The sequence below is a fragment of the Saprospiraceae bacterium genome (genome assembly GCA_016716185.1).
Classification (GTDB): domain Bacteria; phylum Bacteroidota; class Bacteroidia; order Chitinophagales; family Saprospiraceae; genus Vicinibacter.
In genome coordinates this window covers 329,584-342,277 of sequence record JADJWV010000002.1, presented here as the reverse complement: position 1 = coordinate 342,277, position 12,694 = coordinate 329,584, and the positions used below count along the sequence as shown (strand labels likewise).

9 protein-coding genes are annotated in these 12,694 nt (G+C 41.1%); 4 read left to right on the top strand and 5 right to left on the bottom strand.

Features of this window, described 5'->3' with window-relative positions; translation table 11 throughout:
* Positions 1–63 precede the first annotated feature (63 nt).
* The 3 genes from IPM34_03210 to IPM34_03200 all read right to left on the bottom strand — a co-directional run bounded on the left by IPM34_03210 (position 64) and on the right by IPM34_03200 (position 2,664).
* Positions 64–1,341: a M56 family metallopeptidase gene (locus tag IPM34_03210; protein ID MBK8954551.1), complete on the bottom strand. Its 1,278-nt coding sequence runs from the start codon at positions 1,339–1,341 to the stop codon at positions 64–66.
* 3 nt (positions 1,342–1,344) lie between these two features.
* On the bottom strand, positions 1,345–1,713 hold the full coding sequence (locus IPM34_03205; protein ID MBK8954550.1) for a BlaI/MecI/CopY family transcriptional regulator: 369 nt from the start codon (positions 1,711–1,713) through the stop codon (positions 1,345–1,347).
* 210 nt (positions 1,714–1,923) lie between these two features.
* Positions 1,924–2,664 carry an isoprenyl transferase gene (locus IPM34_03200; protein ID MBK8954549.1) on the bottom strand — a complete coding sequence of 247 codons (741 nt, stop codon included), beginning with the start codon at positions 2,662–2,664 and terminating at the stop codon, positions 1,924–1,926.
* A 179-nt stretch (positions 2,665–2,843) separates the two neighbouring features.
* Between IPM34_03200 and IPM34_03195 the strand changes: the two genes are divergently transcribed.
* The 4 genes from IPM34_03195 (at position 2,844) to IPM34_03180 (ending at position 9,027) form a co-directional block, all read left to right on the top strand.
* Positions 2,844–3,908, top strand: a complete 1,065-nt coding sequence (locus IPM34_03195) for an undecaprenyl/decaprenyl-phosphate alpha-N-acetylglucosaminyl 1-phosphate transferase (GenBank protein MBK8954548.1) — start codon at positions 2,844–2,846, stop codon at positions 3,906–3,908.
* Positions 3,895–4,263 (top strand): CrcB family protein, encoded by a 369-nt coding sequence (locus IPM34_03190; GenBank protein ID MBK8954547.1) that lies wholly within the window; start codon positions 3,895–3,897, stop codon positions 4,261–4,263. Before IPM34_03195 ends, IPM34_03190 begins: the two co-directional genes overlap by 14 nt.
* Positions 4,264–4,408: 145 nt before the next feature.
* Positions 4,409–7,852 carry a hypothetical protein gene (locus tag IPM34_03185; GenBank protein MBK8954546.1) on the top strand — a complete coding sequence of 1,148 codons (3,444 nt, stop codon included), beginning with the start codon at positions 4,409–4,411 and terminating at the stop codon, positions 7,850–7,852.
* 212 nt (positions 7,853–8,064) lie between these two features.
* Positions 8,065–9,027, top strand: a complete 963-nt coding sequence (locus tag IPM34_03180; GenBank protein ID MBK8954545.1) for a MoxR family ATPase — start codon at positions 8,065–8,067, stop codon at positions 9,025–9,027.
* An 892-nt stretch (positions 9,028–9,919) separates the two neighbouring features.
* Here the strand turns inward: IPM34_03180 and IPM34_03175 are convergent.
* Both IPM34_03175 and IPM34_03170 read right to left on the bottom strand, forming a co-directional pair.
* On the bottom strand, positions 9,920–10,552 hold the full coding sequence (locus IPM34_03175; protein ID MBK8954544.1) for a hypothetical protein: 633 nt from the start codon (positions 10,550–10,552) through the stop codon (positions 9,920–9,922).
* A 129-nt stretch (positions 10,553–10,681) separates the two neighbouring features.
* The gene (locus tag IPM34_03170) at positions 10,682–12,694 is read right to left on the bottom strand and encodes an oligopeptide transporter, OPT family (GenBank protein MBK8954543.1); all 2,013 of its coding nucleotides are present in this window, start codon (positions 12,692–12,694) and stop codon (positions 10,682–10,684) included.

The following is a 12,694-nucleotide window of genomic DNA, read 5'->3' as shown; positions in this document are numbered from 1 at the left end:
AATCAATAAACTAACAAATGTTAACATCATTATCAATATCTGACCACTATCCTCTATCTCCCGTCATCTATCCACATTCTTTTCGTCCAATTTAAATTTAATGGGCAAGGTCACCGTGGAGGTCACATTTTTTCCATCGGCCTGTCCGGGAATCCATTTGGGCATTTGGCCCACTATTTCTTCAATACATGCCGTAAAATGTTCATGTTGATTGCCTTTCAGGTTTTTGATTTCCGCGCGCCCGTCCTGGTGTATTTTCAATTCGACGTAACAGGTGGTTTCTATGCCTTTTTTCCTGGCTGCTTCCGGATATTTCAAATGCTTACTGATGAATTTTATAAGTTCTGACACACCTCCGGGAAAGCTGGGCTCTTTCTCTGCTTTTAAATAGTTGGGTCCATCGCTTTCTATGATCTTGGTTGATTGGCTTCCGGAGTCAGCATCCATTGCGGATTCGGTATCGGTTCCGGAATCAACCGAATAGGGAATTTTTTCGAGTACGGCAGTGCTTTGAGCGTGCAAAAACAGAACCAAGCCCAGGGCAAGTGGCAACATCAGGTAGCGGAGCGTTTGAATTTTTGAAGATTTTGAAAATAACATCATGATTCTTGATTTAATGGTGATTGAAAAAAATGCATGTGCGAGTTGAGCATTCACGGGTGTGAATTTTTCAGCAGTGCGAACCAATAGTCTTGCATACTTATCTGGCTCGACAAATTTTTTCATGCGCTGATCGGTTTCATATTCGTGAACCATGCGCAAGGATCTTCCCAGCAACCAGAGCATGGGGTTAAATGGAAAGATGATTCGCAAACACGAAAGCGCCAAAAGATCAATATAATGCATTCTTGAGATATGCTCTTGCTCGTGACGAATGATGCAGACAACGTCTGGCGAATCTTTCAAATTCAAGGGTAAATAAATTCTATTCAAAAATGCAAAAGGTATGGTATTCCCGGGGAGATAATAAACAATCCCAGAATCACCGGACTTTCGAACGGCTTGTCGGGTGATGCCCCTGAGTTGTAAAAATGATCTGAACCAAAAGAGCCCTGCAATACAAACCATAGCCAGGTAGATAAAATTTGCAGATAAACCAGGCGCAAACGATTGTTCTGGCAAAACAACCATTTCATGCCATTGGATTTTAAATTCGTGGAAGCCGGAAGTTGAAGTCATTAACCAATCCTGTGGTATCCATTGAATGAGGACCGGACAAAATATGAACGCGATTAATACGAAACGATTCAGTGAACAAAAACTGAGTTTAGAAAAGCACATGTGGTAAATGCACCAGCACAAAAACCAATAAAGGGTCAATTCGACGTACAAGGCAATCACGGTTTATTTGTGTTTAAGTTTTTCAATGAGTTGAAGCAATTCGGCGGAGTCAATTTTTTCCTGATCGATGAGCTGAGAAACCAGGTCAATTGGACTGTTATTAAAATAAGACGAAACCAGGTGATTCAAAGATTGATTGCTGTATTCTTCCCTGCTCACCAAAGGAAAGTACTCGTAGGTTTTTCCATAGGATTTAAATCGCAAGAATTTTTTATCTACCAGTATCCTCAAAAAAGTAGATACGGTACTTTGTGCTGGCATGTGCTCCATAGACTGCGCAGACATTTCTTTCATGATTTGCCCAATCGTTGCCGGTCCGATTTTCCAAAGAACCGCCATGATCATCTCTTCGCCTGCAGTTAATTTTTTCATACCCGATCAGAATTTAAACGTACAAATTAACGAAGTATTACGCTAATTAACTAATTTATTAGTTACAAATAATCATAAAAATAAAATTATAATATATAAATAGCTGTAGTATAACCATATATCTATTTTATTCGACAATACGGAAGGGATGTTCTTAGACCGCCCCATAGCTGCGTTTACCGATAAATGAACTTCCAGGGTATTGTTTCCTTAGAGTTGCTCGGAAGTTTTGCCAAACCTTCGCTCGCGTTGCTGGTAGTTGGATAAGGCTTCCAACAATTGGGTTTTGCGGAATTCAGGCCAGTATAATTCTGAAAAGTATAATTCTGTATAGGCCAGTTGCCACAAAAGAAAATTGGATATGCGATGTTCTCCACTGGTGCGAATCAACAATTCGGGATCGGGTATCCCTGCCGTACTGAGTGCTCCCGTAAACTGCTCCTCGCTGATGGGCAAATTCAACTCACGATCTCTGATTTGGCTGCCAAGCTGATTTACTGCGTGAAGGATCTCCCAGCGGGCGCTGTAATTTAAAGCTAGCACCAAAGTCAGCCGTTTGTTATTCCGGGTCGCATCCACTGCCTCCATCAATACGTCCCGGGTTTTGGAAGGCAACCGACCCAAATCGCCGATCGCTTGCAACCGAATGCCATTGCGACTCAGACTTTCCAATTCATGTCGCAAAGTTTCCACCAGCAAATCCATCAACCCCGTAACTTCCAGCAAGGGCCTGTTCCAGTTTTCGGTTGAAAACGCGTACAAAGTCAAATAGGGAATTCCCAATTCAGCGCAAGCTTCAGCAATAGCCTTAACGCTGTTCACCCCTTCGCGATGCCCCATTAAACGAGGTTTGCCTTCGCGTTTTGCCCAACGGCCATTGCCATCCATAATAATGGCCACGTGTTTAGGTAGTTTCTGCTGATCGATTTGTGTTCTGATTGATTCGCTCATTCCAACGGGTAAAATTAATTGGAAATTAGTCAAGCTATATGGATTTACCCCATCGATTTTCGACGAAAGCGAAGCCAGGAATTACTCAGCCATTGGCATGTTTTATCAGATATTCCCAAGAAACTGGGAAAAAATTTGATGAAATGTCTTTATTTTGCTTTACTAATATAACATTTTTAATGTTTTATCGCCTGGTTCTTAGCTTTTTAACTGCTTTTATTCTTACTTATCTGATCATTCCTTCGATCATTAATATCGCAAAGATCAAACGTTTGACCGATGAGCCTGATGAACGCAGAGCCCACAAGCGGAGCATCCCAACACTCGGCGGAATCGGGATATTTGCCGGGGTTTTGTTTTCAATTGTTCTTTGGACGCCATTTCACTTATTTGGTGATTTACAATACATTCTTTGTTCGTTTATAATTATATTCCTTATAGGAGCCAAGGATGATATCATTCCGTTAACTCCATATAAAAAAATGCTTGGGTTGGTCTTTGCTTCTTTGATTTTAATCTTTAAAGCCAACATCCGCATTACCAGTTTTTATGGAATTTTTTTTGTAGACGACCTCCCCTATATCTGGAGTTTGATAATTACCTTATTTACTATAGTCGTCATAGTCAATGCTTTCAATCTTATTGATGGGATCAACGCACTCGGCGGCAGTATGGGTATTCTCATCGCAAGTGCTTACGGGGCCTGGTTCTATCTGGCCGACCAAATTGTACTTGCTATTATTTCATTCGCATTGGTTGGTTCGCTCATAGCTTTTCTAAAATTTAATCTCACGCCCGCTAAGATATTTATGGGAGATACAGGGTCGCTTTTGATTGGAATGATTTGTTCGATACTCACAATAAGTTTTATTGAATTATCATACCATTCTGATGACCCTGCTTCAAAATTCAGAGCCGCACCTGCCATTGCTATTGGAATTTTATTTTTGCCCCTTTTTGATATGCTTCGGGTTTTTGTGGTTCGGATCCTTACCGGACAATCCCCTTTTAACGCTGACCGCAGGCACATACACCATTTGTTGGTCGATTCGGGATTAAATCACCTTCAAGCAACAATTGTCCTGGTAGGAATCAATGCCATGATGATGCTCTTTGTTTTGATTGCACAAAATCTCGGAAATCTTTTATTGCTGGTTTGCATTGTGGCTTTCGGAATTTTTCTGACTTCTGCCTTAATTTATTTGAAAAAATTCAAATCGAAAATAAAACATGACCCTTTATAAATGTTTATTGATCTTTTTAGGGGGTGGACTGGGTAGCCTGTGCCGTTATTGGATTAGCTTACTGACTATATTTCCCTACAGTAAATTTCCAATAACCACCTTAATCGCCAATGTTTCTGCAAGTTTTATTTTGGGGATTTGTTTTACAGCCTATCATAAATTTCCAGAAGAAAACTGGATCTCCTTTTTTCTCATGATCGGTTTTTGTGGCGGCCTGTCAACCTTCTCAACATTCAGTGGTGAGAACATGGGATTGCTTATACAATCGGAGTTTTTACTCTTCGGTATTTATTGTATAGTCAGTATTGTATTCTGTTTATCTGCTTTCAGAATTGGCAATTTTGTTTATCACTGATTCACTTTTCAGATTTGGAATTTCAGCTCCGTTTTGCAAGAAGATTACGAGCCCGCATACGGATTTTCTATATTTTTCTCTTGCCTTTCGTTTTTTAAAATTAGTTCGAGCCCATTGGAATTTCATCAGATTGCATTTTGCCGTATTGGTTGGACTAATTACTGTTAATATATCCAATTCACAAATTCAATCACTGCGTTGTTTAGTCGTCCCAACAAATCAGGAAATCAGCATCAATGAATTTTATATCATTGAACCCTCGTCTATAATTATTTTTGAAAACAACAGGCGATTGAATTCAGATTTTATTTATGATTCTGTTTCAAAAAAAATTTTCCTGAACCATCGTCTTTCATCAGACAGTCTCAGAATTTGTTACAGGGTTTTCCCATTTAAAGAAAATCACCGAATTTTTTTATACGATACGCAATCCATACTTTTTCCATTAACTCCTGAATACGCCTTGCAATCTCCAAACAATCCCGTCAAAAAAACCGCATGGAAAACTCCGGGTATTCAGTACAGTGGTAACTTCACCCGGGGCATCAGCAGTGGCAACAGCCAATCTCTGGTTTTGAACTCAAATTTAAATCTTCAGTTGAGCGGAGATTTAGGCGATGGAATCACCATCAGTGGGGCCATATCCGATCAGCAAATTCCCTTCCAGGCAGATGGTAATACTCGTCAAATTCAGGAGTTTGACAGAATTTTTATCAAACTTACCAGGAAGAACCAATCGCTTACTGCAGGTGATTTTGAGGTTGAAAAGCCTTTCGGATATTTTATGAATTATTTCAAAAAAAATAAAGGTGGCTTACTTGAAACGGAAGTGCCCTTGAAGAAATGGAAGCTCCAAAATAAAACTGCCCTTGCCATTTCAAAAGGAAAATCCAACAGGCAAACTCTGATCACCCAAAATGGAAACCAGGGACCTTACCGTCTACTCGGAAATTCAGGCGAAACATTCATAATTATTCTATCCGGAAGTGAAAAAGTCTGGCTTGACGGACAACTGTTACAAAGAGGTGAAACTGATGACTATATCATCGATTACAATCTTGCGGAGATCAAATTTATGTCCGGTCGACTGATCACAGATCAATCGAGGATCCAGGTCGATTTCGAATATCTCGATCAAAATTATACGAGAAGTTTGGTTCTGCACCAAAGTCAAATTCAAAAAGGGAATACCAAATTCTACTTCAACATTTTCAACGAACAGGATAGCAAACAAAGCGCAATCTCGTCTGACCTGGATTCCCTCGATAAAAGCATCCTGCAATCTGCCGGTGACCAGCCCGAACTCGCTGTCCGATCCGGAATTCAAAAGGCCGGATTGCAATACAACATCAACAGAGTTTATTACCGGCAGCGGGATACGATCGCAACCATCCAGGGCAACCCGCAAATTTTTTCGTATCTGTATTACGATGCGCAAGCAGACAGCTCAGCATTGCAAGTAAATTTCTCCGAAGTTGGACCCGGAAAAGGTCATTATACTCTCAAACAAACAACAGCGAATGGCAGGGTGTACGAATGGTTAAGCCCCGATCCCGTGAGCGGATTGCCCCGAGGAAATTACGAACCCGTCATTGGCTTAATAGCACCTGTTTCGCAATGGATGATCACCGGCGGCATGCAGATAAAATCTATAAATGACGCAAGCCTTTCCTTGGAGCTTGCATATTCTTCGAAAGATAAAAACAGATTGTCATCGCTGGAAGACGACGACAACAAAGCTGCAGCTGCGAGGATAGAAATGAATACACCCGGACTGCAATTATTTGATTCACTGCTCATCCTGAAATCCAAATTCCACTATGAATTTGTACATCAAAATTTTTCTTTCATCCAACCGTTCCGTTCTGTCGAATTCAATCGAGATTGGAATTTATCCACTCTGAAGGCCGGAACAGAACATTTGCCGGAACTTTCAGTGGAGATGAGCATCGGAACGAATTCACATTTTGAATATACACACAGCCGCCTTTACCGGACCGATTTTTATAAAGGAACCCGGCATACCGCTCAAGGCCGGTGGAAGGACAAACTAACAAACGTTCGTTTGTTTTTGAACCAGATGAATTCAACAGAAAACACCCGGACTTTCTCTTTCTTCAGGCCTGCTCTTGAATTCAACAGAAAATTCAACGATCGTTTTGCTTTAGAATTCAAAGCTTTCAGGGATCAAAACCAAATCCAATCGTCTCCATCCGACAGCTTGTCCGCAGGCAGTTTTTCCTTTGATGTATATGAATGCAGGATCCGCAACAACTTCCATCCATTTATGAGCTCCGGCCTCGTATTGAAATACCGCGAAGATAAACGTATAGACGGTCCTGATTTTGCGGCACACAGTCGTTCGCTCGAAATCGGATTGGAAACTCAAATTCAGAAAAGCCCGTCTGGTAGCTGGGATTTTAAATTCAGCGGCAGAAAGTTGAATTTCCAGAACCGGATTTTGGATGATTCGCTGGCGCAATTTTATTTTCTCGGACTATTCGATCACCGTCTGAGTCTGTTTAAAAATGCAGTGCAAATCCGGAATTATTACGAATTGCAAAGTGGAGTAGAGCCTGTTCAGGAATTCGTGTTTGAAGAACGAAAACCGGGAGAAGGCAATTACATCTATATAGATTTCAACAAAGACCAAATCAGGCAAATCCAGGAATACGTCTATGCGCCAAATATCGATACGGCGCGATTTGTCAGATTTCAGTTATTTAATTCGGAATACCAACAAAGCTACCAAAACAGTTTTAACCAAGTCGTTCAATTTGATTTCAGGTCATTCAAGAAAAGCGGAGAAATTTGGAAAAACGCTTTGCGATCCATCTCTTTTGAATCCTCCCTGAGGTTTTCTTCCAAGGTAAACGAAGAAAGCCCCACCGGCGACAGAATAAATCCATTTGTTTTTTTAGTTCATCCGGATCAAACCATTTCTTATCAATCATTTTTCCGGCAATCCCTTTATTACAACAGAGGACATCATAAGTTTGAGATGCAACTCGCTTTTGCAGAAAACAGACAGAAGATCTTAACTACTTCAGGTACCGACGAAAAGTCTGTAAAAGACCCTCAGCTAAAAGCCAGATACAGTTTGAATAACAACATCGATCTGCTTCTCGAAATGCGTTCGAAAAAAGAGAGGCGCAACAGTGAATTTTATGCAGATCAGAATTTTCAAACAAGGACTTTTGTGCTGAGCCCCGGAGCCGTAATTCGCATCCATAAAAATCTGAGAACTCAAGTCGTCGTGAGTTATAAAAAAATTGACGAACAGCAATTTTCACAAGCATCCAGTAACACCTATGATACAGACTTTCAGTTGTCTGCTTATCTGCAAAAAAGATGGACTCTACGCTTGCAATTCTACTATTTGATGGCAGAATATAATGGCATAAAGGGCAGTCTGGCAGAATATTCATTACTGGAAGGTTTTGGCGATGGCCATAATTTCAGATGGAGTCTTCAGTCCGATTACAAAATAAGTCCGGTGATCCAGCTCCAGATTTCATACCAGGCCAGAAAAGCAGCCCGATCTGAATCCATACACACCGTCAGGATGCAGGTACAGGCGAATTTTTAAAACTACCCGAAGCAAAAGCAGATAGTACCTGCAAGTAGGTTTCATGAATAACAGCAGCCAACGCATGCGGAATGTAAAGCTACGAACATGCCTGTTCCATCCCGGGCAGCTTATTTGATTGGGGCTTGTTGTTTTCATGGCGTTAATATTTACGGGACGGCCGGAATTAAAGGTCTTAATGTTTAAATTTGCGCCTTTTAATTAGGAAAAGAATGCAGTTTAAATCAGATGTAGAAGGAATAGACAGCCTGGCACTGTCTTATAAGAAACTCAAAAGTGAAATTGGAAAGATCATTGTTGGTCAGGACGATGTTATTAAAGCCACCCTGATTTCTTTGTTCAGCAACGGTCACAGTTTGTTAGTAGGCGTACCTGGTCTTGCTAAAACCTTATTAATCAATACGATAGCAGAAGCTTTGGATTTGAGTTTTAAACGCATTCAGTTTACGCCGGACCTCATGCCCTCAGATATTACAGGTTCGGAGATCCTGGATGAGGACAGAAAATTCAAATTTAACCGGGGTCCTCTTTTTGCAAACATAGTTTTAGCTGATGAGATCAACCGGACTCCTCCAAAAACCCAATCTGCTCTACTCGAGGCCATGCAAGAAAGAAATATCACCGTGAGTGGAGTCAAACATACGCTTCCCAGTCCGTTTTTTGTATTGGCAACCCAAAATCCCATTGAACAAGAAGGAACCTATCCTTTACCCGAAGCACAGCTTGACCGTTTCATGTTCAATATATTACTGGACTATCCGAATTATGAAGAAGAATTGCAGATCGTCAGACAAACGACTTCAGATCATTTGGCAAAAGTTGAAAACGTTGTCAATGCAGCTGAGATTTCGGATTACCAGAAACTGGTTAAAAAAATACCCATTGCAGATAATGTTCTCGAGTATTCGGTTTCTCTTGCAAGCCGCACCCGTCCTCATGCCAACAACCCTGTTAAAGAAGTAAATCAGTACGTCAGTTGGGGAGCCGGACCCAGAGCCTCTCAATATCTGGTTTTAGGTGCCAAATGTCATGCTGCCTTATTTGGTAAATATTCTCCTGACATTGAAGATGTACAGGCTATAGCAGGCTTGGTTCTCCGGCACAGAATTGTTCTCAACTACAAAGCAGAAGCGGACGGACTCAAAATCGATCAGTTTATCAGGCAACTGCTGTAAAGATGACTGATGGCTGAAGGTTGAAGTCTGAAGGTTAAAAAGGCAAATATTACAAGCATCTTTTAGGCAAAAACAAATATTTATTAAAACGAAATCAAAATTTCTGCGCAATCTGCGAGATCTGCGGGACTCTTTAAATGTTCAATTTTGCTTTTCAACAATTTTTACACACTTATTAGGGTGAAAATAATCCATCAGTAAAATTTTTTTCAGAATCCTATTCTGCTTTCCAAAATGATTTAATTTGACCAAGAGCTAACCCAAATTCCCTATTAAAACGAAATCAAAATTTCTGCGCAATCTGCGAGATCTGCGGGACTCTTTAAATGTTCAATTTTGCTTTTCAACAATTTTTACACACTTATTAGGGTGAAAATAATCCATCAGTAAAATTTTTTTCAGAATCTTATTCTGCTTTCCAAAATGATTTGATTTGACCAAGAGCTAACCCAAATTCCCTATTAAAACGAAATCAAAATTTCTGCGCAATCTGCGAGATCTGCGGGACTCTTTAAATGTTCAATAGAAAATGAAAGCTTTATATTTGAAGCAGGACAAAATTAATGACTGCTTTTCCTGAAGTGTTGGGATTTCCATCATTTGTTGATCCGTCAGCCTTTGTCATTATTAAAAAATCCATTTCAGATTCTAATCGAGGTCCCCATACTATTATATGTAGAACTAAAAAAATTGGGTATGGTCTATACGATTAATATCATCATACTTCACTCTATTGAAAGCTTAAATGTTGAATACCGTTAATGAGAACGAACAGTTGTTAGTTTTTTCATTTCACAACCAATAGTTGATAACTGCACAACATTCCCAATCACCATCGTTTCACTACTGACCACTAACTGCTGACTACTGCCTACTGCCTACTGCCTACTGCCTACTGTTTCTGGTAAGGAAATTTCTTAGAGACGTTTTTAACCAGGTTCTTGCCCAGTTGCTCGCTGCTGCTGCCTACACCGCCTTCAGCCACCCAGTCGTACTTCCACAACAAATCGCCTTGGGTTTTTTCGTGAATGCTCATGGTGACATTTACTTTATTGGTACTTCCCCAGTATCCGAACAACAGACCAACGGCAATGGCACTGCCCTCCGACATGGGTTTCTCCATGTGCACATCACCCGATATGACGGCATCCACGTCCAGCAATTTACACAATTCTTCTTTGCCTTTGGCTTTCAGATCCGTATAGCCAACATTCATTTTGGCCAGCGTAGAATTTGTTTTATCGATGTCCTGAAACTTGACGGTATAATTGCGTTTGCCGGATTCTTTGAGAAAAGCAGTATACGAGTGCCCCTGAATGGCATAACCCGTTTTTTGCTCATCTTCGCGAATCATTTCCTGGGTGACGTTCTTGGGTAAATTCTTTGCACTGATTTGGACATTGAAAGGAAGAATGGCCACCACCTTATGTTTATTTTTAACTTTATCAAAGTCAGGAGCAACATAAATAGTCGGAGCGCAAGCAGCTATTAATAATAGCAAAGCAAATAGACCTAAATATTTCATATTTTTCAAAATAGATATTTCTCGTAAAGTTAGTAGGTATTTCAAATTTAATAAAGCAACCCTTCCAGAAATTGATACCACAATTTCAGGGATCACGAAAGTGAAATTGCTGATTAAAAATTACCCTGCTTAGTCTTTGGTTGCCGTGCGATACAAAATGAAACACAACAAAGCAAAAAACAATACACCCAGAATCTGATAAAATCCTCCACCAAAAGCGGATGTGATGCCATGTTCCAATGAAATGGAAGCCAGGCTTTTCGCTATGCCTTCATTTACATTCAGCAAGGCAACGATTACCCCTGCCAGAGCACCTCCTGCTACCAATCCGGTCGCAAATAGGGCTCCTTTACCCAGATCTTCATTTTCTTTTGCTTTTTGCTTTCTCTCCATATTCCAATCCACGATGCCTTTGATGGCTCCTCCTATAAAAATAGGTAACGTCGTGGCCAGAGGAAGGTAAGCACCCACCGCGAAAGACAAAGATTTGATTCCACAAAGCTCTAGAACCAGGGCCAGGAATACTCCTGCGATCACAAACTGCCAGTCGAGATTGAAAGACAAAATCCCTTTTATCAATGTGGCCATCAAAGTAGCCTGTGGTGCATTGTATTTTTCTCCAATCGCATGCTGAATTCCCTGAGCCACCATGCTTGAATCCGGGGTATCCAGTAGTTTAACAGTCCAGCCAATTACAATCGATGAAAAGATAGCACCAATAAATAAAGCTAATTGTTGGTATTTGGGGGTTGCGCCAACAATGTATCCTGTTTTTAAATCCTGGCTGGTCGCTCCCGCATTGGCAGCAGCAATACAGATCATACCTCCAACTACTAAGGCCATAGGTTCGTATAATTTACCGGTCCAGCCCACACCAATAAAAACAAGACAGGTGGCCATAATGGTAGCGATAGTCATCCCGGAAATTGGATTATTTGAGGATCCGATGATCCCTACAATTCTGGATGAAACGGTTACAAAAAATGCTCCGAATATCACGACCAACAAGCCAACCAATAATTTTGAAAAGAGCCCTTGCCCGGGTATGATGGGCAATAAAGAAACCAGTAAGATTAATCCAAGGCTTCCATATAGAACCACTTTAATATTGAGATCGCGCTCCGTCCGGTTTACTGCCTGATCACTTCCAAGCTTCACCGAACCAATGGATTCTTTAAAAGAACTAACGATCGTTGGTATCGTTTTTATAAGTGTAATGAATCCGCCTGCAGCCACAGCACCTGCACCAATCTGGCGAATGTAACAGCGGTATATGGCTTCTGCACTGTTGGCGAAAGTTTGAGAAGTTCCGTCCCATCCAAATCTATCCGGATTGAAACCAAGTTTCATCACCTGTGCATAGATTATATCGCCCGGAACCAGGGTAGCCAACAAGGGAATGAGCACAAATGAACTCAATACCCCACCGGCAACCAATACACCGGCAATTTTGGGTCCGATGATGTACCCAACCCCAAGGTATTCAGGAGTGATCTCGCCCTGGATACGTCCGGCAGGCCAGTATTTATTGCTTAATTGAGTTACATAAGTTGGCACTTCTGCAATCAGATGGAAAACTTTTTGCAGCATGGCATACAAGACAGCAAGCCCAAGACCCATATAAGCGGTTTTTGCAAAATCACCGCCTTTTTCACCTGCAACCAATACGCTTGCGCAGGCCGTTCCTTCAGGATATGGCAAAGTCTGATGCTCCTTCACAATCAGTGATCTGCGCAAAGGAATCATCATCAAAGTTCCGAGTATTCCTCCCAACACTGCGAGGGTAAATATCGTCCAATAATTAAAAGAATCAACACCGTTACTTTCTGCAGACAAAAACAAAAATCCGGGAAGCGTAAACACAACACCGGCAGCGATGGATTCTCCTGCTGATCCTGTGGTTTGAATGATGTTATTCTCCAGGATGGTCGTTTTAAAAAATTTACGACCAAGGGAGATCGCGAGAACTGCTATAGGTATGGATGCGGATACCGTTAATCCAGCCTTGAGCGCCAGATACACCGTGGCTGCTCCAAACAAGATTCCGAAAAAGATTCCAAGAATAATACTCTTAATCGTGAATTCTGCCACAGACGCATTGTCCGGCACGTAAGGTTTGAATGTGTTGCTTTGGTTTTCCAT